The 26465-nt window shown below is 47.6% G+C and carries 22 protein-coding genes; all 22 read right to left on the bottom strand.

The window, feature by feature from the left end; translation table 11 throughout:
- Nucleotides 1–35 precede the first annotated feature (35 nt).
- Nucleotides 36–956, bottom strand: a complete 921-nt coding sequence (secF, locus tag H6750_14445; protein MCB9775507.1) for a protein translocase subunit SecF — start codon at nt 954–956, stop codon at nt 36–38.
- Nucleotides 957–1105: 149 nt separating this feature from the next.
- The gene (gene secD, locus H6750_14440; protein MCB9775506.1) at nt 1106–2740 is read right to left on the bottom strand and encodes a protein translocase subunit SecD; all 1635 of its coding nucleotides are present in this window, start codon (nt 2738–2740) and stop codon (nt 1106–1108) included.
- 19 nt (nt 2741–2759) lie between these two features.
- Entirely contained in the window at nt 2760–3083 is a 324-nt protein-coding gene (yajC, locus tag H6750_14435) for a preprotein translocase subunit YajC (protein ID MCB9775505.1), read from the bottom strand.
- 11 nt (nt 3084–3094) lie between these two features.
- Entirely contained in the window at nt 3095–4300 is a 1206-nt protein-coding gene (gene tgt / locus H6750_14430) for a tRNA guanosine(34) transglycosylase Tgt (protein MCB9775504.1), read from the bottom strand.
- A gap of 31 nt (nt 4301–4331) precedes the next feature.
- Nucleotides 4332–6179 carry an arginine--tRNA ligase gene (locus H6750_14425; protein ID MCB9775503.1) on the bottom strand — a complete coding sequence of 616 codons (1848 nt, stop codon included), beginning with the start codon at nt 6177–6179 and terminating at the stop codon, nt 4332–4334.
- Entirely contained in the window at nt 6151–7257 is a 1107-nt protein-coding gene (locus H6750_14420; protein MCB9775502.1) for a glycosyltransferase family 9 protein, read from the bottom strand. Before H6750_14420 ends, H6750_14425 begins: the two co-directional genes overlap by 29 nt.
- Nucleotides 7258–7261: 4 nt before the next feature.
- A complete protein-coding gene (locus H6750_14415) occupies nt 7262–7816 on the bottom strand; it encodes a molybdenum cofactor guanylyltransferase (protein ID MCB9775501.1) in 555 nt (184 codons plus the stop codon).
- Between the two features lie 130 nt (nt 7817–7946).
- Entirely contained in the window at nt 7947–9770 is a 1824-nt protein-coding gene (locus tag H6750_14410; protein MCB9775500.1) for a c-type cytochrome, read from the bottom strand.
- A gap of 61 nt (nt 9771–9831) precedes the next feature.
- Nucleotides 9832–10800 (bottom strand): cytochrome c, encoded by a 969-nt coding sequence (locus H6750_14405; protein MCB9775499.1) that lies wholly within the window; start codon nt 10798–10800, stop codon nt 9832–9834.
- A 45-nt stretch (nt 10801–10845) separates the two neighbouring features.
- Nucleotides 10846–12159 (bottom strand): nitric oxide reductase, encoded by a 1314-nt coding sequence (locus H6750_14400; GenBank protein ID MCB9775498.1) that lies wholly within the window; start codon nt 12157–12159, stop codon nt 10846–10848.
- 67 nt (nt 12160–12226) lie between these two features.
- Complete coding sequence (locus H6750_14395; GenBank protein MCB9775497.1) at nt 12227–14176, bottom strand: cytochrome ubiquinol oxidase subunit I; 1950 nt, start codon at nt 14174–14176, stop codon at nt 12227–12229.
- 712 nt (nt 14177–14888) lie between these two features.
- Entirely contained in the window at nt 14889–15773 is an 885-nt protein-coding gene (locus tag H6750_14390) for an SUMF1/EgtB/PvdO family nonheme iron enzyme (GenBank protein ID MCB9775496.1), read from the bottom strand.
- Between the two features lie 85 nt (nt 15774–15858).
- Nucleotides 15859–16776 carry an SUMF1/EgtB/PvdO family nonheme iron enzyme gene (locus tag H6750_14385; protein ID MCB9775495.1) on the bottom strand — a complete coding sequence of 306 codons (918 nt, stop codon included), beginning with the start codon at nt 16774–16776 and terminating at the stop codon, nt 15859–15861.
- A gap of 50 nt (nt 16777–16826) precedes the next feature.
- Nucleotides 16827–17204, bottom strand: coding sequence for a hypothetical protein (locus tag H6750_14380; GenBank protein MCB9775494.1), 378 nt, complete (start codon nt 17202–17204; stop codon nt 16827–16829).
- Nucleotides 17205–17223: 19 nt separating this feature from the next.
- On the bottom strand, nt 17224–17931 hold the full coding sequence (locus H6750_14375; protein MCB9775493.1) for a DUF3047 domain-containing protein: 708 nt from the start codon (nt 17929–17931) through the stop codon (nt 17224–17226).
- Entirely contained in the window at nt 17931–19730 is a 1800-nt protein-coding gene (locus H6750_14370; protein ID MCB9775492.1) for a cytochrome ubiquinol oxidase subunit I, read from the bottom strand. Before H6750_14370 ends, H6750_14375 begins: the two co-directional genes overlap by 1 nt.
- 73 nt (nt 19731–19803) lie before the next feature.
- Nucleotides 19804–20877 carry a hypothetical protein gene (locus H6750_14365; GenBank protein ID MCB9775491.1) on the bottom strand — a complete coding sequence of 358 codons (1074 nt, stop codon included), beginning with the start codon at nt 20875–20877 and terminating at the stop codon, nt 19804–19806.
- A 65-nt stretch (nt 20878–20942) separates the two neighbouring features.
- Nucleotides 20943–21422, bottom strand: a complete 480-nt coding sequence (locus tag H6750_14360; protein MCB9775490.1) for a PCP reductase family protein — start codon at nt 21420–21422, stop codon at nt 20943–20945.
- Between the two features lie 7 nt (nt 21423–21429).
- Complete coding sequence (locus H6750_14355; protein ID MCB9775489.1) at nt 21430–22155, bottom strand: DUF420 domain-containing protein; 726 nt, start codon at nt 22153–22155, stop codon at nt 21430–21432.
- Between the two features lie 22 nt (nt 22156–22177).
- On the bottom strand, nt 22178–23155 hold the full coding sequence (locus tag H6750_14350; protein ID MCB9775488.1) for a methyltransferase domain-containing protein: 978 nt from the start codon (nt 23153–23155) through the stop codon (nt 22178–22180).
- A 185-nt stretch (nt 23156–23340) separates the two neighbouring features.
- A complete protein-coding gene (locus tag H6750_14345) occupies nt 23341–24135 on the bottom strand; it encodes a carboxypeptidase regulatory-like domain-containing protein (GenBank protein MCB9775487.1) in 795 nt (264 codons plus the stop codon).
- A gap of 292 nt (nt 24136–24427) precedes the next feature.
- The gene (locus H6750_14340) at nt 24428–26296 is read right to left on the bottom strand and encodes a thioredoxin domain-containing protein (GenBank protein MCB9775486.1); all 1869 of its coding nucleotides are present in this window, start codon (nt 26294–26296) and stop codon (nt 24428–24430) included.
- Between the last annotated feature and the right edge of the window lie 169 nt (nt 26297–26465).

Genomic DNA, 26465 nt, shown 5'->3' with positions numbered 1-26465 from the left:
TTTTCCTTGATGTCAAGAAATGGTAACAATGAAGACTATTTACCTCGGCTTAATAGTTTTCCCTCGGCACCAGGCCAAAGTAAGAGAAGTGGACTCGCGACAAAAATCGAGGAATAGGTCCCCACCATGACCCCCAACAGTAAGGCCAATGAAAAATCATGTAAGACTTCCCCTCCCCAAATAGTCAGCGGCACCAAGACCAAAACCACAGTCAATGTCGTAATCAATGTTCTGCTCAAGACCTGATTAATTCCGTTATTAATAATCGTCGTCGTCGTTTCCCGTCTCCTTTGACGAAGATTTTCACGAATCCGGTCAAACACAATCACGGTATCGGTCAAAGAATACCCTGCCAGGGTTAATAGCGCCGTCACCACCAGCAGCGTAATTTCTGTATTCAACAGAAAATATATTCCCAACACCGCCAGAACATCATGAAAAGTGGCAATGGCTGCAGCCACGCCAAAACGAAACTCAAAACGAACGGCGACATAGAGGATAATCCCTGCAAGTGAAAGGATAACCGCTATCAAGGCATCTTCTTGCAGTTTCTTTCCAATTGTGGGTCCTATTGAAGTACTGGAATCCACGACAAATCCATGGTCAGGAAATTCAGCTTGAAAAGCCTGAATGATGTTCTCACTGATTCTTTCTTCGATCGTGGTTTCGGTTTTTACACGAATCAAGAGCTTCTGATCCTGAGGAAACTCCTGAAGTTCAGCGGAACCCAATCCATGCGCATCCAAGGCTTTCCTGGCCTCGGCAATCAGAAGTGGTTTATCAAATTTAAGTTGAACTGCCGTTCCCCCGGCAAAATCGATACCCAGATTTGCCCATCCGAACAGAATCCCGATAACGGCCACCAATCCCAGAGAAGCCAGAATGCCCGATACCGTGAAAGCAATGTTCCGCTTTCCCATAAAATCAATATCTGTTTTCCCAAGAATTTCCATCATGACCAAAAATTTCTCCTCCCCAAAGAATATCCCCTGTCTATGAGCTTGTGATAACGCCCTTTAATCTAGCAATCCTTGTTTTTGATACTGCCGCCTGCCTCCCATCCCCAACCAGCAAGGGGCCAACCTGATATCACCAAGGCAACCCCTTAGATACTGAGTGAGTCCAATTTTCGTCGGTTCAGGAAATCAAACACCACCTTCGTCCCCACCAACGCCGTAAACAAGTTAATAGCAATTCCCAAGCACAAGGTTACCGCAAACCCTTTAATAGGTCCGGTTCCGAATAAAAACAGCGCCAACCCCGTGATCAGGGTGGTCACATGGGAATCGACGATTGTCAAAAAGGCTTTATTATAGCCACTATCTACGGCTAAACGTACGGGACGGCCCTGGCGAAGCTCCTCTCTAATTCGCTCAAATATCAACACATTGGAGTCGACCCCCATTCCAATGGTCAAAATAATTCCGGCAATGCCTGGTAACGTTAAGGTGGCATTAAGCCCTGATAACGCTCCAAGCAAACAGATTAAATTGAGAAACACAGCCATATTGGCGATAAGACCGGAGAGCCGGTAATATACAATCATAAAAATGAGGACCAGTGTCCCGGCAATAAGAGTCGTTCGTAACCCCTTCTCAATTGAATCCTGTCCCAGAGAAGGTCCAACGGTTAAATCCTGCAAGGTTTTCAATGGTGCCGGTAACGCACCAGCCCGCAGCACCACAGCCAGATCATTCGCTTCTGCAGTGCTAAAGGTGCCTTCAATAATCGCCCGGCCTCCGCTTATACGATCTCGAATGACGGGTGCCGAATACACCTTCCCATCCAGGACCACCGCCATCCGTTTACCGATATTGGCAGCGGTGAGCTCATCAAATTCTCGAGCCCCTTTGCTGTCAAAGGTAATACTGACAATCGGCTCATTGAAATCCCCAATCGTCACGCGCGCATCCTGTAGCACATCTCCGATGAGAACGGCATCTTTTTTCACCAGATAGGGAATACTATACGCCCGACCATCCGGCTCTGAAATCGCCGTTTCAAAGAGAATTTCTGCCCCATCAGGAAGCTTACCCTCTAGGGACTTCCTCACCGTATCTTCTTGGCCTTTTTCAACTTGAGGCGGCAAATCCAATGCGGCCTTGGACTCCTCCAACAATTTAAATTCTAAGAGAGCCGTTTCTTGGATGAGATCTTTAGCCCGTTGAGGGTCCTTGACGCCAGGCAATTGAATCGCAATTTGGTTGAGCCCCAAGCGTTGGATAAGCGGTTCGGCGACACCAAATTCATCTATCCGGTTTCTGAGGGTTTCAAGTGCCTGGTTGATGGCTGAGGTCTTGATTCGTTCCACCTCGGTAGAGCGGAGTTCGTATACCAAACGCGTTCCTGAAGGATGTTGCGACTCAAAGTTCGGGAAAGCCTCATCGAGTAGCGTTCGGACTTTCTCCCCATCGGCTTCTTGTTGTAGGGTGATGACAATCAGCTTCGACCCCTCACGACGAACCCCCTCTACCATGATCGCCTTATCCTTCAGCAGATCCTCAGCAGCCTTACGAATTCGATCAACGGCAATCTCCACCGCCCGCTCCTCTTCGACTTCCAAGACCAGGTGAATACCTCCCTGAAGATCGAGACCCAAGGAAAGCCCACGATGACTTAATATCCGCTTGACCCCATCAGGCAACGATTGGAACAGGCCTGGGAACGAAGGAAGGGCCAGGATGACGGACACCACCGTGACCACACAAAGGAGGAACAACCTCCCACGAAGCTTTTTCATTTATCTACCCCTTGATCCATCATGATTCATTCGATGTACGGATGCTCGCGATATGATCGCGTTGCAACCGAATTTTCGTATTATCCGCGACTTGCAGGGTAGCCGTTTCCTTATCCAAATTGGTCACGGTTCCCCAAATTCCAGAAGACGTGATGACCTTATCGCCTTTTTTTAGGCTATCCAACAATTCCCGTTGTTTTTTTTGCCGACGTTGCTGCGGCAAAATAAGCAAAAAATAAAACACCACAAAAATCAGAAGAAAAGGAATGAGCGATAATAAGCCGGCGGAGGCATCGGGGCCGGCTCCCCCGGCTTGGGCCCAAGCATAGGAATCTAGGTTCATAAGTACCTCAATTAAAATGTGTCTGTGGCCAACCCATTCGATCCGGTCGATACTTCCTGAATGAGCGTTTCACTTGTGTCACACTCGCGTCGGCGGTAAAAATCTTTCCGGTAGTCGTCAAACTGATTCGCACTGATTGCTTGTCGTAGCCCCTTCATGAGCGAGCCATAATACCAAAGATTATGGATCGTATTCAGACGGACGCCTAACATTTCATGCGATAAAAACAAGTGCCGCAAATAGGCTCTGGAAAACCGTTGGCAGACCGGACACCCACATTGGCTATCAATGGGATTGGGATCACGGGCATAGCGAGCCTGTTTAATCAATACCTTCCCTGTCGAGGTAAACAGCCAACCGGTGCGCCCATGCCTGGTCGGGATCACGCAATCAAATAAATCCAATCCCCGAGCCACCCCTTCCACAATATCTTCAGGAAGCCCAACTCCCATTAAGTAGCGAGGACGACTGAGGGGGAGCTGGGCAATCACTGTCTCGATCATCGCCAACATTTCGGCCTTTTCTTCTCCCAAGGATAATCCACCCAAAGCATAGCCATCCATATTCAAATTGACCAACTCCTGAGTCGATTCTTGCCTTAATTGGACAAAGACTCCTCCCTGAACAATTCCAAACAGCCACTGATGCTCTTTTCTCGGGACCCCAGCACATCGCTGAGCCCACCTGGTCGTTCGCTGTACAGCCTCACGCGCTTGCTCTTCGGTACAAGGAAAAGTCGGACAGTGGTCAAGAACCATCATAATATCGGAGCCAAGTGCAACCTGGATGGCCATGCTTTTTTCTGGTGAGAGTAAATGCCACGCACCGTCGATATGAGAACGAAAGCCGACTCCCTCCTCCGTCACCTCACAAAGATCGGCCAGGCTCACCATCTGGTAGCCACCACTGTCGGTCAAAATCGCTCCGGGCCATTGCATGAAAGCATGAAGCCCACCCAGAGATTCAATGAGTTCATGCCCCGGTCGCAAAAATAGATGATAGGCATTCCCCAGAACCATATGAAACCCGCATTCGCGGACTTCATCCGGGTCCAGTCCTTTGACCGTCCCCTGTGAGCCAACCGGCATAAAGGCAGGAGTGTCGATCTCACCATGGGATGTTAAAATCCGTCCAACCCTCGCAGGACCAGACGGCAACGTATGCTGAATATGAAAACGATTGGAACCTGATTGTATAGTAGATTGATCTTTAGACATTATCTCTGCTTATGCTTGACCTTCATACATGTTACATCCTCTCCGGGGCAGAAATTCCCAGGATTGCCAGCCCATTACCAATGACCGTCTGGACTTGCCGAAGCAGGGCTAAGCGAGCAGCGGTCACGTCCGGCGAAATACGTTCGTAGATGCGCTCATGACTCAACGCTGTAGTATGCTCACTTGTCCCTAACTTAATGTTGTCTCCCGTATCCCCGGTGTTACTCTCAGAATCCAATGAGGGAAGGACCCGATTTCTGTTGTAGTAGGCATGCAATTGGGCCGCAAGCTCTTGGAGATAAAACGTGATCCGATGAGGCTCCAACGCCATCGCACTGTTCTCAACCACAAAAGGATACTGTGCCAACGTTTTAATGAGCCCTAACTCTTCATCCTGAATCAACAAGTCCTGATCGACATCCTGGACAGTCGGAAGGGGTACTTGGCGTTCCTGCGCCACTCGAAAGAGACTGGCCAATCGCGCATGCGCATACTGAACATAATAGACGGGATTGTCGGAAGTCTGTTGTTTGGCCAATTCCAGATCAAAATCCAAATGGGTATCGGCCCTTCTCATCAGGAAAAAGAATTTGGCGGCATCTGGACCAACCTCATCAATTACCTCGCGCAGGGTCACAAATTCACCGGCTCGCTTCGACATCTCAATTTTTTGGCCACCACGTCGCAAGCTCACCATTTGCACCAGGACGATTCGCAAGGCCTCTTTGGCAAAGCCAAAGGCTTGAACCGTCGCTTCCATCCTTGGAATATACCCATGATGGTCCGCACCCCAAATATTGATTAAGGTATCAAAGCCACGTTCTAATTTTTGTCGATGGTAGGCCATATCGGCCGCTAAGTAGGTATAGCTCCCATCCTGTTTTTGAGCCACGCGATCCTTTTCATCCCCAAACTGAGATGAACGAAACCACCAGGCACCATCCTCTTCTATAAGCAGCTTCTTTTCCCGAAGTTCGTCCAATGACTGTTGAATAAGGCCAGCCGTATGCAGGGATGTCTCGCTAAACCAGGAGTCAAATTCAACACCAAATGTAGACAAATCCTCTTTAATTCGATCCAAAAGCATCTGACTGGCCAATTGAGCGCAAAGCGTTTCGGCCTCATCTGAGGAGCCATCCAGTAAGGTTTGCCCATGGGTCTTCGCCACAGACTCAGCTACAATTTTTATATAGTCTCCATGATAGCCATTCTCGGGAAATGAAAACGGTTTTCCCCAATGCTCTCGATAACGGGAATAAACGGACCGGCCCAACAACTGTAATTGACGACCGGCATCGTTAATATAATATTCACGGGTAACCTTAAATCCGACAGATGCCAACAACCTGGCCATGGCCTGTCCCAATGCCGCTCCTCGTCCATGTCCAACATGCAAGGGCCCAGTCGGATTCGCACTCACGAACTCCAGGAGAATACGTTTCCCTTGTCCGATGTTGCTGTTGCCGTATAACGGTCCCTTATCCTGAATCATCCGTAAAACTTGGATCCACCTGAAGGGATGGAGAGTCAAATTCAAAAATCCTGGAGGGGCAACGGTAACGAGGACAAATATCTCTGAAAACTGGGCACGAAGACCTGTCGCCAACAATTCGGCTACTTTCAAAGGCGATTGTCGAACCTGTGAGGCCAATGTCATCGCGACACTAGAAGAAAAATCTCCCCATTCCGGACGCTTAGGAGGTTCCACGGCAATGGTTGGAATCGTGTTCAAACTTATTTCGCCAGATTCCCTGACCTTGTCTAGGATAACCGCGATGGCCTCAATGACTTGGTTTTGGAGAAGTTTCTCCACGATGAAATGTCCTATGTACGCAGAATATATGAGTTTTTTATGACCGCGGCGAATGTAACACAGCATTCTGGCCAAGGCAAGGCACAGTGAACGCTTCATCAACACACTCGAAGCTTGGGCAGGTCACGGACGCCTTCACTCCACTTAACACGTCTTCAACATTTGCGAGGACTTCAGCTTGGGAAAAAGAAAGACACGGCATATCCATACAATGCGCACTGGCGGCTTTTTCTAGGCAATAACAGAATTTTCGTATAACGGCTACATGAGTTCCCCGCGGCGCCCATTTTTCAGGGTCAGTGGGACCAAACAATAACACCGAAGGTACCCCAAAACTTGCGGCTAGATGCGACAAACCGGAATCGTGCCCGATAAACAATTTGGCATGCTGTAAATATTGCCCTATTTGAACCAGATCCATTCCTGTCAGAATGCCATATTCAAAATGAGTCAGGAGGCATTGCACATTTCGAACCGAATCATTATCTGCAGGTCCTTCTATAAGACAAATATTCCATTTCGGTTGGGCCATCCTCAGGCCCTTGACAATGCTCGCCCATAATTCGGGAGAGGCACATTTGTATCGACTGCCACTTCCAACATGGAGAAGAATAAGTGGCTCCTTGATAGGAGAAGGAAGTCTCCCCAAATTTGATGGGAAAACCAGAGGACCCGTAAGATTCCTGTTTATGTCTAAGCCACGCAGAAAATGTTTCGTCTGAACCCACGGTTTGAGTATTTCCACATACCGATCAAGCATATGATGGTTTAGCAATGTTTTGTCATGAGGTGACCGAAAAATACAATCTTGAATTCCCGCCTCCCCCAACCAACTTCGCCAGATTCCATCCTTATCCTCCAACCAACCTATGGCTCTATCGCAACGACGCATAATCGACAAAATTTTTTCCTGTTGAGAATTATTAGTCCCTCGATATGTCAAGACCTCCAGCCTATCAAAAGAGTAAGACTGATGAACTTCATGGGCAGCAACAAGCAAAGCTCCTAATTCCTCGTGTCCAAACCAAATCAAATGGTGCCCGGGAAACGTAGCCTCAAGAACCCGAATAGCGGGCAAGGCCAACAATCCGTCACCGAAGGCTCCAGGATGGATAATCAATAAATTTTTAGGAAGAAGAGGCATACCATTATTGCAGATGAGCGGCAGCTTTCCTGGCAAATTCATAATCGGCGGGTGTATTAATATTCAAAAAGGAGTACCCAAATGGATCAATGTCATCGAAAAAAGTCTCCTCCACAATTTGAATGAAAAGAGATGGTTCCTGAATCAGACTTTGAATCCGAAGATTCCCTTCTTGAATCATCTTCTCCATTATGATGGAGCATCGTTTGGAATATCGTGCGTGAAGAGGCTGATATCCTGTCGAAAGTTTGGGCATTACCACGTCATTTTCAGGCAGAGAACAAAGCCTAGATATAACAGAAGGATTTAAAAAAGGCATATCGCAAGCCACAACAAATACAGAACCATAAGAGGCTTCCTTGATCCCGGTAAAAAGCCCACCCAATGAACCTTGATGAGGTATTGTGTCAGTCACTAAACGGACAGGGAGATGCCCGCAAGGATAATCTTCTATTGCAGTCACCAGTATTATCTCATCAAATAACTCGCTTAGGGTAAAACAAACCTTATCAAGAAACTTGGTTCCTCCCCATTCCAGGGTCCTTTTATCCCTTCCCATCCTCCGGCTTTTCCCGCCTGCTAGGATAACACCCGAAATGTTGGAATTTTTTTTAATATTAGCCATAAAAAAAGGGGGTGGTTACCCACCCCCTTCATTTTTTCGGATAACTCCGAGGTTTACAACTGTGTTAAACTTTACCCTTGCGCCTATTGGCACGCCGAGTCAAAATCCACCCTTCCACAAGAACCAATCCAATGGCGGCCAATGTTGGATATATATATGTTTCCTTTTCAATTGGTGGTTCTAACACCAGATAATAAAAGGCGGAGACTGCCATCTTCCGCCCAACATCCCCATTGTGGCCATCCCACACAAAAAAATTAATAGGGATATATTTTCCCAACTCGATGTAGGCATCTTCTTCGTAGTCACCCTTGAGGGGTCTGGTTATAATAACCGTCCATCGCCCGTTCTTCCATTCGGCTTTGACCACTTTCAGTTGTTCCGTGAAGTCATCACGATCTTCAAAATCCACATCCCAACCGGAACCCTGATAGGCCTTTATTTCTCCATCGGCCGTCCACTTGGCAATGTCAACGGGAAATCCCTCGTCACCCCAGAAATATCTAGGTTTCCGAGGTGCAGGCAATTCCTGCCATTTTATCGGTAATTGGAAGGCAAGCCCATCATTAAACACCTGATAGGAAGTTTGTTTGGCAGCGATGGATTCTGGATGTTCAGGATCATCAGCAAACTTCGATCCTCCAGGAGGCTGCTCCTCAATCCCATAATCCCCAAGATTCACTTCGTAAGGCTCCCAGTCTACACTGTCTTTTTGTACACTCTTTGTTCGGTCATCCCACCTGAACATAAATGAAATATGCGTTTCATTGTAAAGGGATTGAACCCAGACATCATCAATTCTGGTTACGAAGTTTCTGGGTTTGTGAGTAATCTGCCCACCCATTGCCACAATTCTTCGATCAACCAGGTTCCACCGTTCGTCATGCTCATCAGCTGGTAATTCTCCTTCGACGAACTTTGAAGGAACCACGAAATCAACTTTTGGCTTATCCGTTAAAGGATCGATTGCCCTTGGTTTCGCTGCAACTAAAGCAGCTGCGATTTCATCCGTCACATTACCGCCAGCAATGTCCACATCCTTATCTCGTTCGCACAAATGGTTAACATAATTAGCTATGTGCCACCGATCTTCAACAGTAGTATTATCTGCAAACGAGGGCATTGGGGTTCCGCTCACCCCAGTCGAAAATGTTCTGAAAATATTTTTGACGTTATAGGCGTCTTGACGACTACCTCTGAAATTCCAGCATTTATGCCAGTCGGCAGGTTGAATGGAAAAACCCCAGTCATCCTTGAGGTTGAACGCATTTCCATCCCCACGACCCTCCAGCCCATGGCATTCAATACACTTCATTTCTTTCACAAGCTCGGAACCACGCTTCACCGATTCTGCCGTAGGAGGAACTGGTTGGATTGAGTCTAATTGCAACACATGAAATTCTTCAAATTCCTTATCTTGCCAACTTCGATCCTTGACCAATTCAGTGGTTACGAATGCTAAAACATCCCTCCGTTGGTCTTCAGTCAAAATACCTTCCCATGATGGCATTGCGGATCCAGGCAATCCATGGGTTACGGTTTGAAATAGATCTACATCAATGAGGGGCAATTCACCGCTTGCCGTATGACGAATCTTAAAAGTACCTGCGTTAAAATTACGTGGTCTTGGCCAAAGGCGGTCAGCTCCAGGACCGTCTCCGGCTCCGTTAACGCCATGGCACCAAACACACTTTGTAAAATACACGCGTTTTCCTGCTTCAACTTGTTCGGCAGATGGTGGAGCAGGACGACTCCCCTCGGCAAATCCTTCCGCCATTTCTGCCTGGGACGTGGAAGCAAATCCTATTCCGCCAAAAAGGAGACCGCAACTCAGAAGCCAGGCTCCTAGGCCACGCCTACCAATTCCGGCTGTAGTCGTTTCTTTCATGACCATCCTCTTTTCAAAGTGTCCAGTATCGAATTGAATTGCATTCATGTCCGCGTCCTCCTTATTCCCAAGTCCGCGGGTAATACCCGGTGTGCCAGTATTCAAACATGATGACTTTCCAAATTTCATCGACCGTTAAATGCTGTTCCCAGGGTGGCATGACAGAAGCCCATGGAAATCCTTCACCAGGAAGGCCAATTCCGCCTTTAGCCACTCGCCAGAAAACAAATGTTTCTTGAAGCTGGGCAATGGTTCCTGCATCAGTAAAATTGGCAGGAATTGGGTTAAAAGCAAAAGCCCAGAGACCACGACCGTTTAAATTATCACCATGACAGAAATGGCAATTTTGAAAAAAGATCTCTCCGCCTTCCCGAACATGCTTAATATAGCCTTTAGCATTTGGGTCCCATGGATTATCTTCTGGGTTTTTCACATCTTTCATTAAACGCCCCATATCCTGACTTACGATATGAGCGTTGCTATATGCCTGATCGTATTTTCCTTCTGGATTAATACGATAGGGATTCGCGGCAGTTTGCAATACATAGGTTTTACCATGGACTTTAGTCGTAGCCGGTGGGGCAGGATGTACGGTTCTCAATTCAATGGGTTCATCAAAGCTAGGAAGAAAAGAATTGTAGGCAAATCCCCAAAGCCCGATTGGTAATAAAATCAATAAGGCTGTTCGAATGAACTTTGTCATTCCTGTTTTGGCATCCAAAACATTAATTATGGGGCGTTTAAACTCCTCCCACTCCTGCTGTGAGCCAGAGACCCACATAAAAATACCGCAAGCGGAAACCGTCCCATAAATTGCCCGCACGGAAAATGGAATGGGCGGATAGATCCGATATTTGAGATAGAACAAATTCACAAAACACCAGACAAAGATCCCTGCCCAAAATTTTGGCAAACCCATGCCGGCTCTTTTTAGTGAATAGTTAATAATAGAAAACACAAGGATGCAGACCGCCAACTCGGAAATCATCTGCATCGGCATGTAGCCTTCAACTAGTTTTAGCCACGTCATTCTTCCTTACTCCTTATAAAGGGTTGTCCCCTAAATTAATATTTCTTATTCTTTTGGAGGTAAAGGTTGGCCTTCTTTTAACTGCGCCAAGTAATCAACCATTTTACTAAGAGCCCCTCCCGTTAATCTAACACCAAAATCCTTTGGCATTTGATTGTCAGGGAAATCTTTCACGACGTAGGCACTTGGATTCAATATTGACTCCGTAATATATTCCTTTGGCGATTTGGCTTTACCCTGGTAAGCTGGATCTTTAAGACGATTTGGAGCGTTCGAGCCCTCCATTAGGAGAGGACCTACTTTTCCAGTCGCCCCTTCAATTCCTGGAATCGTATGACATGCCGGGCAGCCTGCCTTCATAAAGAGCTTGTCGTATGGTTCGCTACCGTCAGCTAAAAGATTTCCACCACCTCCCCCAGCTTCTTCCTCTCCACCAGCCGATGGGCGATCGGCCTCAGGGATGAATTTTTCATACGAAGCGACGATTTCTTCATAGGGCGGAGGTTCTTTTCCTTCCCGAGTGTATATCCAGGTGTCCACAGCGGCCAATTCACCCAAAGTTAAAGATATCGGTGGTTTGTGAATCTTTGGCATAGGACTTACCGTATCGTTCGACCCCTTCACACCAAAACCAGTAACAACGAAACAGCTTGGACATGCATGAGACTCGGCGATATATTCTTGCGCATTCGTTGCTGTCCCAGACCCTGGAAAAGCTTCCTTTTGTTCAGTGGTGCGCGCCTCTGGATTATTCATGTGATAATTCGGTTCTTTTAATCTCTCAGGAGCCGTATCAGGAATTCCATAGAGATTCGGTGCACGCTCACTCAAAAAACCCTGTTGGAATCCATGGCATAATGGGCATTGACCCTTTCCGATTGCCCCTTGTGTTTTACTTTGGCCAATTCCACCGAAAATGATTTTCTCTCCCTCATCACCCAACTGTTGGGCTGACATGCTTTGGAAGTCCAACTTGACAACAGGAGGAGGAAACCCTCCTTCGACTTGAGGGAGCCAATTTCCGTAGCCTGAGAGGGCGGCAGCTACAAAAAACATAAAGCCTCCAATTTTCATCAATGCACTAATATTGGGAAAATAGAGGCCCATCACAAATGCCATGATTGTGATCATGACCAGAGAAACCGGCAGTAAACGACTTTCTCCTTCAAAGTTATGCGTATAATTGGAAATTGCGATAAAGGCCAAGAATGCGCAGAAAATTCCAACTATTGTTTGGAAGCTCGCTTTTTTCTTTTTTACCGGATCAGAAATTGTTGCCTGAAAATATAGCAACAACCCAACCAGCATCAGCAATACCGGCCAACCCATCCCTATTGCCCGTCCCAATAACTCAACCACAGTGCAATCCTCCAACTTGGGGGCTGCCTAATGCAGCCCCACGATTGTTTGTAATTGTATTTTTCGTTCAATGACCAGTTGCAGACTGAGGAGATGGAACTGGCTGCCCGGCCGGTGAAGGAACCGGAACTTTTTTCGCACCGAGGGTTCCTAACCAAAAGACAAACATAATACTGATCCAGAAAAACAACACGTTAAACGAAATAACGTTGGCTGCAAACCCGATTGTATGGGTATAAGCCCATGGAGAGTTATCCCGCATAACCTCGTTAACGTGCCAGAACAATCTCACTGAAGAACGGATATAGCCCATCAATCCCATCATCCAAGTGAATGCGGTGGCCAACATGATGATGGCATATTGCGACCGTGGTGGAATTTGACCCCATCTAATCGGTCCTAACTGTCTTCCATTTTTTAACATCGCAAGATTCAGCGGCGTCATTAACAGAAGACAAGACAATGTCCCGGCAACCTGAGGCACCGACAAACCAATTCGAACGTTGGCAGGAATGAAATATCCATAGCAAGCCAACCATACATTGTTTAGTTGGGCTATAATGAAGAAACATCCCATAAATATATTGCCAAATTTGGCCCAGCTAACAGTTGGAACCCTGTTCCCTCGCTGATACCAAATAAAGCTTAAAACCGTCGTCATAATAATGGCGTTAATGCCACCATTTTTTGCCGACATGACTCCATAATTTCCAAGAACCGGATGCTGTTGACCACCCATAGCTTTCAATTCAGCCGGTGTCATGACGATGGTATGTGGCGTAATGAACACTAGAAGACCAACAACCAAAATAAACACCAGATACTTAATATATTTTTGGAATCGTTCACCACCCGTCATTCGTCCAAGGGCTTGCCACAAGTAATAATTGGTGGTCAAGAACAGAATTCCGATCATGGTGGCTTGAATAATAAACAACCAGGCCAATAATCCACCCATCAGGGTAATACCCATTTGCTGTCGATAGGCATATACCTCACGCATCAACCAATAGCCTGCAAAGGGCAGTGGGATGAGAAATGCTACACCTAAACTCATTGCGATGTAGCCCATCCAGTCATAATGGGCCCGCTCTTCATCCGTTTTTGAAGAAAGGAAGCGATAGGCTGCATAGGCAGCCACCACACCACCACCAAAAGCCATGTTCCCTAGAATTCGATGTACATTCAAAGGATTCCACAGCGCCGTATGAATTACGTGCCAAATATTTCCAAGATAACGTCCTTGCTCATCTACTCCAGCCGGTGACATCATAAATGCAATCCATGAATTGGCAAGGAACATCAATACCGTTCCGATCACATTCAAGATGACGGACATGCTGAGATGAACCCACTTTAGAACACCTTCCCGCATCTTGTCCCAACCGTAATAATAGATATAGAGGGTTGCACTTTCCGCCACGAAAGTTAAGGCATAGATGTGCATGACCGGCCGGAAAATACTAGACAAATATCCAAAAAAGGCCGGATAGAGCGTGAGGAAGGTAAAGATCAGAATCCCACCAAGGATGGCGGTTAAGGAATATGCCGTCAGGCTGATCTTGATGAAATCATAGGCCAATTGATCATATTTCTTGGCCATGGCTTTATCTTTGCTGACCATTCCGGCAAATTCGATACACATACAAAAGATTGGCACCGCCAACACAAAACTTCCATAATAAAGATGCTGCTGGTTGGCCACCCAAAGAAGCACACGACTCTCAAAGTTATACCGAGGATAAAAAGTTTCATTGTCTTCCGTTACAGGTGCCGGCATTCCAATGGCTGGGCCTTCAGTCTTGTAATAAACGTCCCGGCCCATTTCCACTTTTTCCGGCTCCCCTTCCTCGCCTGCTGCCTTTTGCGCGGCAACGACATCCGCAGGAGGACCCCCTGCTGGCGCCCCTCCCCCTCCTGCCACGGCGGTGACTGACAGGAAAATCGGCAACAACAGCAGACAGGCCATCACCATCAAGGCCGATACGGCGAACAACTTTTTCTTTCCCCGGGTCATTTGATTGAACAGGCGACCCATTGACCTACCTCCTTGTGAAAACGTGTTGAGTTAAACCCATCAAAATTACCGAATAAATCGTCTAAATCTTTATCTCAAATTCCAAACTCATAAATTTTCAACTAACGGAACATGTAGAAATAATCGAGTCCCTGGGCATCCATCAAGACATAATCCAATGCCTGGAAATACACAAAACAGATGACCAATGAAACTATGACATACAGAACTGTCTGCATGCGCTCCTCCTTGGGTCTAAAAGAATTAAATGATTGATTACATATTTGGAAGTCATGGTTTTTAGCAGGGACACTGAATACCGGCAAACCAATAAAAGAACCATAGACTCACTGAGCAGGTCAGATAAAAAATTGCTTTTCCTATTTTAGTCTCTAACTCCGTTGACTCCCTTATGACAGCCGTTGAATCCCCCATCTCAATTCCTCCCTATGCTTAATTCGCGTCCAAAAATTAAACAATTTCACCTAATAAACTTCATTGACACATTATTATTTTTCGTGCTATTCAAACATTTATTGATCACGTAAAAGAGGGATTACTCATGCGTACAAATGCAAAAGTGTTCGACATTATAGTTTTGGCCGGAATGGTTGTCAATATTCTGCTTGCTGTGTTTCTTATCCTCTACTATTTTGATTTTCTTTAATTTTTTCACCTTAGCCCCACACAAAACATTAACGGTTTTTTGGTCCTAATCTGACCGTGCACATCTGAAACCAATCGTCTCGTCTCGGAAATCAGGAACCATAAAACTTCTATTGGTTATTCTGATATCGACTCCCTGGCTCGTATAGCCACTACCTCTCATTGTCTTGTAGGTAGAAGGAGACCCATTACTCGTGGGTGTAGCAGCATTCTCTTGAAGGTAGAGATCCTCCACATACCAATTATCCGTCCATTCCATAACATTTCCTGCGCCGTCATAAACTCCAAAAACACTCTGGTCAAGAGGAAAAGCCCCAACCGGAGCAGACACCACATAACCATCGGCCTCTCCTGCAAAATTGGCAGGATGGCCGCTGAGACCCTCACCCCACGGCCAGGTGCGACCATCTGTCCCTCGCATAGCCTTTTCCCATTCTTGTTCAGTAGGAAGACGCTTGCCTCTCCATTGACAATAGTCATTCGCATCACTCCATGACACATAGGTAATCGGCTGATGAGGGCCTCGCAGCAAACCGAGCTTTTCGGCATAGCGGGAAGGTGGACCAGGCTGACGATGTCCGGTAGCTTCAACAAATTCCATATACCGCTGATAGGTGACCTCGTACCGATCAATCCAATATGCATCGAGATGAGCGACGTGGGCAGGCTTCTCATTGAATCCACCTTGATTACTCCCAAGAATGAATTCCCCGGCAGGAATTTCAACCATCTCATCTTCATTTGCCCGACCAGAAATCGCCTCATCCCTTGATGCCTCAGACGATGCCTCCGATGCTGAAGAAGGCTGAGATGGAAAATCGCGATCCGGGGGAGTTGGAGGAGCATCGGTTCCCCTCAATATTCCCAATACCGGCAACCCGGTCATAAATAACACCGCAATCAGAAAAATAAGTTTGAATCGACCGTCCATGTTCCCCTATTTCCGGTCCGTCAAGATTGCCTATTCCGAGAAACTATGGGCGATTGGTCTCGCCGACGAGGAGTTTGATTATTGCTTATGAGGCTTGAGGAGTCACAGTCGGAGGATCTTTTGCGCACCGAAATCCAACACTGGCATCGTTCCTCCACATTTTCGCTGCAAAACGCTTGGTCACCCTGGCGCCTATACGAGATTCACGCCAAGAACCGCCACGAATGACTTTATTCTCGTCTTCGTCTTTTGGGCCAGGTGGGTCCCGATACGGAGCCTGCTGGTAATAGTCTGCAGCGTAACTATCCATAACCCACTCAGCCACATTGCCGGTGACATCATAGAGTCCAAATGGGCTTCTGCCTACTTCATAAGATCCCACGGGAGCTAAATACTGAAAGCCATCCTCCTCCCCATCCACATTGGCAAACTGATAGTCAAACTTATCACCCCAGGGATAACGGCGTTTTCCTTCTCCCCTTGCCGCTTTTTCCCACTCCGCTTCTGTCGGCAACCGCTTGCCAGCCCAACGACAATACCCAAAGGCATCGTTCCAGGTCACCGCCACCACCGGATAATCGGGCCCGATCAATTTGGAGACATCATCTTCAAAAACGGGAACCTTAGGCTTGTCCCGTTTCGTCATGTTGATATACCGCTCATAATCGGCCTGCGTGACTTCTTTAAGATCGATATAAAACGTTTGGAGGTAAACCGGATGGGGTGGCCCTTCATCGGGGTCTCCATCGCCAATGCCCATGGTAAATGGTCCTTCAGGAATTTCGACCATTTCACGATTATCATCCCCCACGAGCGTTTTATACATAGAAAAGTCTTGTGTGGGCATTGGCTGCAACACACGGACATTGGCCGATTGACCAGCCGACAACTCATTTAAATCTTTTTTCCCTTTATAGGTCATAACAATCAACATCACGATCATCATGATGAAAGAGCCAAACACAAACAAAATGGCCCCCATGAGGACCCGTTGATTTTCCATTACTATTTTTCCTCTCGCTTCGCCATACTCAGCACGATGCTTCAGTTTGATTAGGGTTGAATAGGACCATGATCCTTGACGTTCGACTCAGGAAGGTTCTGATTTCGTTGTTGCCAGGTTTCAATGAGCATCGAAATCCAAGTTCCCAAAAATCCACCCATCGCCGCCCCGGAGGCGGCGCCAACGGTCACAGCCTCAGTCCCACTCAGTCCTAATGCCAACAATCCGCCTAAAATGGTCCCGATAAAAATGCTCAAAAAAAATCCCCGGCCGCCTACTAAGCCTACCCCTGCGCCAAGAAGGGCACCCACTGCTAGCGCGACAGGAAGCCATCCCCCACCCATAAAGACCCCGATCAAGAGGCCCACTGTCCCTAGTCCCAGAATACCCAAAAAGACATCAAATATTTTCGATGGAGTCACTTTCACATTTCATTTCCGCCCAAGATCACCGTTGGATGATTGAGATTGAACCGAAATCCACCTCCACTCCCGGCCCCCCTAACAAGGAAATACCCCAGGCATGTGGAGCCGGTTCATGATCATGAATCTTCAAAAAATCTTCATACACATTAACCCGCTCTTCAACCCATTTCCCAAGGGATTCAGTCCCACTGCGAATAACAATTTCTGTTGAACTAAACATGCCACCCTCCTTGACAGACCCTACCGGAAGGGTGGCACTCCACACGTATTTCGTGTTCACGGGAATAAACATTAAGTCGACATCCAATGACGGGTAGATGGCCGCCAGGAAATCGGCATCATCGGGAACACTCTGTATTCTCCAACGCCAGGTCAGAATAGGGTGTTGTTTCGGATCCCACGTCATATGCTTGGTATACACCCGTTGGTTGGCATTTTTCGCAGAAAGAAAAAAAGTCCCGTCCTCTTCTTGAATCGTATAGGTTTCATGGGCTGTAACCGTACTTCGCTGAGCCTCCCATCCTTGGGGGAAGCCTTTAGCATCAGGATGCTGAAAATCCTCCAACACCATCGAACCACTGGAAGGTCCTGAGCTCGGGGCCTCTTGGGCCCACGCGGCACTACTTCCATTTATCAAAAGACCCACGACCAACCATGTCAAACATGCCGCGCTTACCCGGCTCCGCTTCACATCCTCTAATTTATTGTGTTGCCAAGAACTGATTCTCATTACGCGGATTCCTCTTCTGAAATGACCTGAATCACCGGGGAAGGCCTTGAAAATTCAGCCGTTCTCCGCTCTACCACTCGCTGATCCCATCGGCTAAGCCAAAACACAAAAAAGACCGACGACCAAAAAACAATCATATTGAGGGTGACCATTTTCGCAGCAAATCCCAGGGAAGGCGTAAATGCCCACGAGGATCGATCGGGCATTAATTCAGAAATATGCCATCCCAATCGGCCCACAGACCTGATGTACCCCATCAACCCCATTACCCAGGTAAACGCGGCAGCAACGACAAACAGCGACACAATCCCACGCGGGGTAATACGCCCCCAATGCACAGGCCCATTAATATGGGCGCCCCGCAACAATAATCGATTCAATAATATCCCTCCAACAACCACGGTCGCGGTTGTCATTCCTTGAGGCGCTGAAAGACCCACCCGAACATTTGCCGGAATATAGAACCCGTAAATGGCCAACCACACAATATTGGCAATCCCCATGAGAAATAACACCAATAAGAAAATATTTCCCTTTGATGACCACTTGGCTGTCATCACACGATTGGCTCGCCGATACAAAATGTAACTCAACGCGGTTAAACAGATCATGACATTAACCGCACCATTCTTCGCGGACATCACACCGAATTGACCAATGACCGGGTGCTGTGCCGCGCCCATCGCTTTCATCTCACTGCCACTCATGGCAATGGTATGCGGTGTAAACCACACGAGAAAACACACCATCAGTGCAAAAAGAATCGCCTTAAAATGGGAATGAAAGCGCTCACCACCTTGAAGGCGCGCCAAGGATTGCCAGATGTAATAGTTAATTCCTAAAAACAAGACCCCAACCATAATCGCTTGGAGAACAAACAGCCACGACAACATGCCTCCCATCATCGCCATGCCCATCGTTTGCCTGAATTCAAACACAGCCCTCATCAACCAGTAGCCGGCAAGGGGCATGGGGAGAAGCGCACACACCACCACTACAAGAAAAACATGTCCAACCCAATCATAATACGCGCGGTCCTCCGCGGTTTTTGACATGAAAAACCGGTAGGTCGCATAGGCGACAACCACTGCGCCACCCGACATAATATCCGCCAAAAAACGGTGTGTATTCAATGGATTCCATAATGGAGAGTGCAGGAGATGCCACACATTCCCTAAAAAATGACCTTGGGCATCAACCCCGGCCGGAGCCATCATAAACGAAGCCCATGAATTCGCTAACAACAACAAAATGACTCCGGTTGCATTGGAGAGCACACCAAGAGTCATATGCACCCACTTCAGCGCCGGGGTTTTAAGGAAATCCCAGGTGTAATAATAGAGGGCCAGGAGGAAGGCTTCACTCACAAACACCATCGCATACACGGGCATGACCGGCTTAAATGTCCCCCCCATGTAATTCATAAACCCCGGATAAAGAGTCACAAAGGTTACCAGCATGAAAGAGCCTAACAAGGCCGTAATAGAAAGCGATAACAGTGCTACACGCAAAATATCATGGGCCAATCCATCCAATTTCTGTTGGGATGCCTGTTTTTTTCGCGTGATTCCTAAAAATTCTAATAACAAGCTAAACAAAGGAATAGATAAGACAAAGCCACCGAAATAGGTGTGTTGCTGAGTCACAAACCACACGACTAACCGGTTATCCACCAGAGGGTAAGAGGAATAGCCCTGAGGGCTTTCCGCGACAGACGGACTGGAAATAGACCCCGGAGTTTGGTAGAAAATATCCTGGCCTGCCTGCCCTTCAATCGTGGGCAAGGCCTGGTTACCCATGCCCAATGCCAACCCGGCATGAAGCAGAACGAAAAGCAGCACACTCACCAATGTTTTAAAAATTGTTATCAATTTAATTCACCAGATTGCCATGCCCAATTTTGACATCAGGGATGGAAGTAAGAGTTTCAGAGTTTTTAGAACTTTGGAGCATCCCCATCACAAATGGACACCGTTGTATGGATTCAGGAATGCCCACGAGCTGCTCTTCATAGGATTTTCGCCAGCCCAGATAGAGGGTATACAGCGCCATCAACATGGCAGTACAGGCAGCTATCCCCATAAATCCAACTTGAGAAATCTGCCCTACCCGCATTACAAAGGCAGCCATCCCCATGAGAACCAGAAAATACGTCGCTGAAAAGGTCAGATTTGGCCACATCCAAAACCAAAGAGATGACAGCCAGGTTCGTGGCCTGCCTCCCTGGGTCTTTTGAGCAAATAACGATTCCCCGCTGAAAAACGTCTTCATTCCGATGGAGGCAATCATAACGGGAACAAACAGTGCTTGAAGGATAGGTTGCAGTTCAATCGGCCCCACGGTGAACAGGAGCCATGAACCGGCTACTCCTATCATGGTGGCCAACGCTCCCCATTTCACAATACTTCCTATCTCCTGCGGAATCCATTTTCGTAACGCCTCTCCGTCAGGAAAGGTTGGGACGACAACCCCTTGTTGCCTCATCCGTTGAACATGACCAATTTCAAAGGCATCCCGAGTCACGGACGTACATGAAATGATGGCTGCCATCATGGCCGGACCTTCCGGATGGAGTAAAAAATCATAGGCGACAAACACTTGAAGAATCGCCAAAACCAAGAGGGATAATTGGACTCCATAGACCAGACCAATCCATCCCACCAACCACGCCCACTGCTGAACCCCGTCTGCGCGCCAGGATTCCATAAGCGAGACTCCACGTCCCTGTCGATAGGACCAGGTGGCGGTAAGCATACAAATACACCCGGTGAAGGCCAGAAGCACCAATGGATCGGAAAGCGGCAAGACAGGCTTGAGAAGGTGATAGATCCCAAAAGCCACTAGCCCGGGAGCCAGCATCACCAAACGCTTCCGCTTGCGAACGGGTTGATCCGTCACCAAGGCATTCAATTGCGGAAGGACACGAAGGGAAAGTCGATGCAACATACATTACTCGCTTCGAAGAGATTTCCAGAGATTAATCGTCTGCGCTCATTCACTCACAAGGCGTTTCATGCCCGCCCTGCCGCCATACCAAAATAACGGGCTTTCACCTCTTCCATCAGTGCAACCGTGACCGCAGGCATGCCGCGATCCAAAGCCGTTCGCTCCAACTCAACCTTAGCCATCGCCCGGATTCCTGACGGGACATTCTCGATCCGACGCTCCGCGTCCGGAGTCCACTCCACCATCCCCTTATTGCGGGCCGACCCGACACGCGCAACCGTCACGATCCTTTGTTCACTGCGAGAGACAAACTCCTCCACCTCCCTCCATACGAGAGAACCTAAATAGGGTGGAAGTCGACTCATGTGATACAAGGCCTCGTCCGTCCATACGACGCGGGAAACCAACGGATCCAATTCTTTAGCATTCCCTTCTGCTCCAAGCGAAAATGCGCACTGATCGCAATGAAATTTCGCAAACACAGAATTGGGCGGTAACTCTTCAACCTCCACAAATCGTAAAGCATAGTCACAACCGCATTGCATGAACAGCTTATCCAATTTTACCCGGATAGAGAATATAGAGCATGGTATAGGTAAATGTTCCGGTCACAAACAACACACAATAAATCACCATGGTAAATCGTCCGAGCACTCGATGCCGTCTGGCCCCATTAGGCCAAATCCGCTGAATGGATATTTCAATGCCAAACACCAGCGCGATGAGAAGAATAAGACCAAGGTATACACTGAATTTCCCCATGGAAAATCCAGACGTCATCACCCGTGAGAGAAAAAACAAGAGGACAATCGTGGTCACCCCTCCGAGGATCATCACAATACGTTTCCCGGACGTTTTTAAAATAGCATCCTTCAAGACCCGCTTCCCTTCCACGAAGGTCTGAGACCTGAACCCCAATACCATCATATAAACGGCCATCACGAGGCCGATCACCACCAGGAGAATATGAAGCGTCAAGACAGGCACAAACACCTGGTCGTATAACCATTGAGGTCCGCCAAAGCCTTCCTTGCCCTCAAATGCCAGGACCCCAAGACTACGAAACAGATAATAACTGATAAAGAAGGCAAGCATGGCAACCATCCCGCCGAACATCAGCCAGTGGTGGCGGTCATTTTTATGCTGTCTCGCCTGAATCCATCCGACAATAAACAATGTGGTAAAGAACGTCGCCATGAGTTGACTGATATCCGCTCCGACCGTGGCATGTGTCCCGAAAAATCCTGGTTCTCTCAGCCATGCTGCCATTTCATCCATAATTCCTTGCCATGCCCTTCTGTTATTTCGTGCCTTGAATCATGGCACGCGGTTCTAACTCTTCCACAATTCGAAAGCCGGCTTGCTCCATCCATTGGCGACTGTCTTGAATCGTAAAACATTCGCCACATTCTGTGTTCACTAAAATATGAACAGCAAAGGCGGTCGTCCAAGCAGGGCTCGTTTTAGCAGGATCCAAGAACCGGTCTTTAATGATCAGTCGCCCACCCTCTGTCAAGCAGGCAAATACTTTCTTTACCAGCGCCGCATTCGTACTGCCATCCTGATAATGCAGAATATCCGACATGAGGGCAAGATCATACGACCCCTGAAATGCATCGACATGAAAGTTGCCGGCTTGCAAGTGGATTCGATCCCCTAATCCCGCACGATCGACATGGTCTTTGGTCACCCTCAAAGTTTGCGGGAGATCAAAAACCGTGGCGGACAATCCGGGATGCTCCAGGCAAAAAGCAATGGCATTGGTCCCGGCTCCACCACCAATATCCAGCATCCGTAACGTTCCATGAATGGGGACACTTTTCGCCAAACCCTGCCCACTTCCCTGCCCGATTCGATCCAGGACGGTGAGGACGTGCGCTCCCAGTTCCGGATTCGTTTCAAAGACATGTTGCGTCACAGGTGACCGTCCGGTTTTTACGGTCTGTTCTAACTGTCCCCAATTGCTCCACTCAGCGTCATGCAACAGTAATAAATGACCCACATACTCTGAGCTTGATTGCACCAAATGTCGTTCAGCCACAGAAGTATTGGCATACAGCTTCTCATCCTTCGTTAACACACGCATCGCAACTAGTGCGTTCATGACCAACTCTAAGGCCCGTGGATTGAGCTTCAGGGAACCGGCGACCTCATTGACCGTGAGCGACTGTCCCTTGAGTGCGGAAAAGAGATCAAGCTTAACAGCGGTGAGGAGGATTTTGGTTTCCCAGTAATATCCTATTTGGAAAATATCTGCGAGAGATGATTCACGAATCACATGGGGCCTCAAACTCAACTGACAACATGAAAAATCATTTTCGATGTCGATCTTAACGGGGTCATTTTGCGAGGTCAAATGTTTAACGCTTAAGGATCAATAGCGAAGCGCCCAATAAAAATAAGGGCAACTAGCGATAAGCTAGTTGCCCTTACCTGAGGACTTATTTCCTGAACGAGACGGACTTATTTAATTTCAAAATTGGCTTCGACAGTTCCCCCGTCCTTCACATCCACATCGGCTTCCACTTCCCCCGCAATAGGATGCCAAGCTTTTACTTTGTGCTTACCGGCAGGCACGTCCTTGATTTCAAAGGTTCCGTCGGCACCGGCCACGCTATAATGCGGATTGGTCACGGGCAAATACCAGCCTTGCATAAATTCATGTTGGTCACATTGCAAACGCAATACAGAACCCTTTTTCGCCATCTTTAGCTTGACACTTTTATCCAACGAGTCCCCTTTTTTGGCCAGACCGATATTGAACTCCGTGCTGGACTTGGCACCTAATTGATCGAAACTATGCGGGTTGTGCAACACTCCCTCCGCAGATTTAGGATCGCTGGGATCGGCATCGTTATTGACTACTTTAAATTGTCCCTTACTCACGGCAATTCCGGTATACGGCTTAAACTCGCACAATTCGGCCTCCACCATTTGCGGGGCCTCTTTGCCGGCTTTATCTAAAAAAGCCTTGTCTTCAATATCGGTAACTGCCACCACCGCGTTCTTTAAACCCTTGCTTCCATCCACTTCCACTTCCTTCAGCAACCGGGTATTCCCATCCGCACTCTTACTCTCATTTTTTTTGCAGAAGTCAACATTGGGAAATTTTGAAAATGCGAATTCTTTCGGTGGGGGAACGGCTCCAGTAAACGTGACCTTCCCTTTAATAGTCCCCCCAGCTTGGGCGACTAATGGGGCAGCAATGAGCATGCAGCCCACTAAAAAAGACATAGTCAAAGACTGACGATTCCTCATGATTCTTCCTCCTAGTTAAGAATGAGATTGAGTTGACGTGGGAGAACAACCTAACTTGATAAGATCAACCCCTTTCACCCCGGCCAGGTACAAAAAAGCTGATCTTGAAATGGATCGTTTGACAGCACCCACTTCCGTATATATCAGGAATAAAAAAAACGTGTCAAGAAACCCAATAGGAACTAGGTCCTTTGTGCTAAACCTTAGGCCTTTTAGTTCTCGGAAAGATGAAAAGGTTTAAGTACACGATAATTTCCTAAAAATCGACAGACTGGCAATTAGGAAATATTGCTCATTTTTGCATAGGGTCCCTAAGTACGGCCATCATGTCAACCACGCTCTTTTTCATGTCCTCTTCATGAAAGACCGGAGCCGAACACATCCGGTCAGTACAGACAAACGCCACGGGTCGTTCGTCATAGGGAAAAATAATGTCACCCCATTTCGGCGGTCCCTCTTTGGGATCAAACCTTTTCACAATTTTTCCGGGACAGAACATTCGCTGGCCTTCCACCATTAGGGCTTTGGTCATGGCATCGTCAAAATTTCCCACCACCGCAATATGAATCGGAATTCGAAACCATTGATCGATAGCCAATCCGGACAATGCGAGGGGAAGAGGTTGCCGGGACATGACCATGGCCTGCAATGTGTGCTCAGCAATCGAGCGATATGCCTGCTTCTCCGTCAAATGAAAAAGATCGAGGTACCAGAGGACGGCTTGGAGATTCTCCTTCACCGGTTTGGTTGGGAAGTTCAGAAGACCAAATTTTCCTGGCATCTGTGGATGATCAAAAAATCCCCCATTCGCGGAATCTTGTAATATTCGACGACTCACTTCGGCAAGGGCTTCAGCATTTTCCAAAAATTGAGACCGCCCTGTCACTCTAAAGGCCTCAAGTAACGCTTGGCCAAAGAATATGTGATCCGATAATAAACCGTAAAGGTTGGGGCCGTCTCCAGGCTCTCCATGAGCAAGCCCCTTATTCAAATCAAAACGTTTCTCAAATAACCGGCTCAATATCTGAAGAGCCAAGTCACCTATCTCGACCTGTTCCAACACCACGGAGGCCTGCAAATAGGCCCATGCCATCAAGGCATTACTCCCTGTAAAAACGCGTTGGTCCACATATGGGATACCGATGGCCAATCGTTTACTCTCATTGAGAGAATAGTACTCGGCACCAGACATGGACCCTTTTACTTCATTTCCCCTGACGTCGGCGTCCTGACTTTCGTACAACAACCCTGTTTCCGGATCGGTCAAGAACCGCGTAACATATTCAATAAGCGACAAGGCTATGCGTTTAAACTGAATATCTCCGGTGAGTTGAAAGGCTTCAACATAATTGCGAAGATTCAGAGCCTGAAGCGACAACATCTTTTCAAAATGCGGTTGGCTCCAATCTGCTTGTTCAGCATAACGGTAAAACCCGCCCCAAACGGGATCAAATAAGCCCAATTGTTTTTTTAAGGTATCCAATCCTATTTTGAGTAATTCTGGATCATCCTCAAAGAAGCCATAGGCCAAAACCATCTGAATGGCTTCGGGTTCAAAAAACTTTGGAGCATCCCGAAACCCTCCATTGACCGGGTCAAATTGGGCTCTCATCATCTCCACACTTTGCTTGACCATAGCGGCCTGAAGCACATTTGCTTTGGAGGGACGGGCTTCAACCTGCTCTTGTACCCGCTCCCATAACTGAGAGGCTTCCTCGCGCAACTCAGCCTTGTCGGTGACATAGATAGACTGGACCTCAAGAAGCATGGCTTCCATTTCCTCAGAACCCAAAGCATTCGCCTGAAAAAGAATTTCACCGGTCGGCAAGAGGACATTGGTCGTTGGCCATCCTCCCGCTCGATAACGGGCATCTAAATCGGGACGCTGATCAGTATCGACCCGAACAGGAATAAATTTGGTGTTGAGCAGCTGTACGATACGAGGATTGGCGTAGGTTGTCTGATCCATCACATGGCAAGCATGACACCATACAGCGGTGAGATCCAAAATAAGTAATTTATCTTCGGCCTGCGCTCGTCCGAAGGCTTCCTTTCCCCATTCATGCCATTGAACAACTGGATGGTCGACAGACTTCCCACGAGGTCGTATTTCGGCATGAAGGGGACTGACGAGAAACAATACGCTGAGTCCGGCCGCCATCCACAATCTGCAACTTCCCCGGATTCGGCAGCAGTGATTCATCCCCACAGTCACCGGGATAACAAGCGGGAACTTGATGATCGTTTGCCAAAATTGGTCGGGAGGGGAGCAGCGCCTAAAATACTGCACCATTTGGGGAAACATGTGCACACCCTTTACCCGTCATACC

It is taken from the genome of Nitrospiraceae bacterium (assembly GCA_020632595.1).
GTDB lineage: Bacteria > Nitrospirota > Nitrospiria > Nitrospirales > UBA8639 > Nitrospira_E.
Note: the sequence above shows the minus strand (reverse complement) of the source record. Positions and strands in the feature narration are given on the sequence as shown.

Excerpts from the sequence above, each read along its gene's own strand:
- H6750_14395 (MCB9775497.1), bottom strand. The coding sequence starts at position 14,176 with ATGACCCGGGGAAAGAAAAAGTTGTTCGCCGTATCGGCCTTGATGGTG.
- H6750_14360 (MCB9775490.1), bottom strand. The coding sequence starts at position 21,422 with ATGCAATGCGGTTGTGACTATGCTTTACGATTTGTGGAGGTTGAAGAG.
- H6750_14420 (MCB9775502.1), bottom strand. The coding sequence starts at position 7,257 with ATGCCTCTTCTTCCTAAAAATTTATTGATTATCCATCCTGGAGCCTTC.
- H6750_14410 (MCB9775500.1), bottom strand. The coding sequence starts at position 9,770 with ATGAAAGAAACGACTACAGCCGGAATTGGTAGGCGTGGCCTAGGAGCC.
- H6750_14365 (MCB9775491.1), bottom strand. The coding sequence starts at position 20,877 with ATGTTGCATCGACTTTCCCTTCGTGTCCTTCCGCAATTGAATGCCTTG.
- H6750_14340 (MCB9775486.1), bottom strand. The coding sequence starts at position 26,296 with ATGGCGGCCGGACTCAGCGTATTGTTTCTCGTCAGTCCCCTTCATGCC.
- tgt (MCB9775504.1), bottom strand. The coding sequence starts at position 4,300 with ATGTCTAAAGATCAATCTACTATACAATCAGGTTCCAATCGTTTTCAT.
- H6750_14375 (MCB9775493.1), bottom strand. The coding sequence starts at position 17,931 with ATGAGAATCAGTTCTTGGCAACACAATAAATTAGAGGATGTGAAGCGG.
- H6750_14345 (MCB9775487.1), bottom strand. The coding sequence starts at position 24,135 with ATGAGGAATCGTCAGTCTTTGACTATGTCTTTTTTAGTGGGCTGCATG.
- H6750_14355 (MCB9775489.1), bottom strand. The coding sequence starts at position 22,155 with ATGGATGAAATGGCAGCATGGCTGAGAGAACCAGGATTTTTCGGGACA.
- H6750_14415 (MCB9775501.1), bottom strand. The coding sequence starts at position 7,816 with ATGGGAAGGGATAAAAGGACCCTGGAATGGGGAGGAACCAAGTTTCTT.
- secF (MCB9775507.1), bottom strand. The coding sequence starts at position 956 with ATGATGGAAATTCTTGGGAAAACAGATATTGATTTTATGGGAAAGCGG.
- H6750_14390 (MCB9775496.1), bottom strand. The coding sequence starts at position 15,773 with ATGGACGGTCGATTCAAACTTATTTTTCTGATTGCGGTGTTATTTATG.
- H6750_14370 (MCB9775492.1), bottom strand. The coding sequence starts at position 19,730 with ATGGGTAACCAGGCCTTGCCCACGATTGAAGGGCAGGCAGGCCAGGAT.
- H6750_14385 (MCB9775495.1), bottom strand. The coding sequence starts at position 16,776 with ATGGAAAATCAACGGGTCCTCATGGGGGCCATTTTGTTTGTGTTTGGC.
- yajC (MCB9775505.1), bottom strand. The coding sequence starts at position 3,083 with ATGAACCTAGATTCCTATGCTTGGGCCCAAGCCGGGGGAGCCGGCCCC.
- H6750_14405 (MCB9775499.1), bottom strand. The coding sequence starts at position 10,800 with ATGACGTGGCTAAAACTAGTTGAAGGCTACATGCCGATGCAGATGATT.
- secD (MCB9775506.1), bottom strand. The coding sequence starts at position 2,740 with ATGAAAAAGCTTCGTGGGAGGTTGTTCCTCCTTTGTGTGGTCACGGTG.
- H6750_14425 (MCB9775503.1), bottom strand. The coding sequence starts at position 6,179 with ATGCTGTGTTACATTCGCCGCGGTCATAAAAAACTCATATATTCTGCG.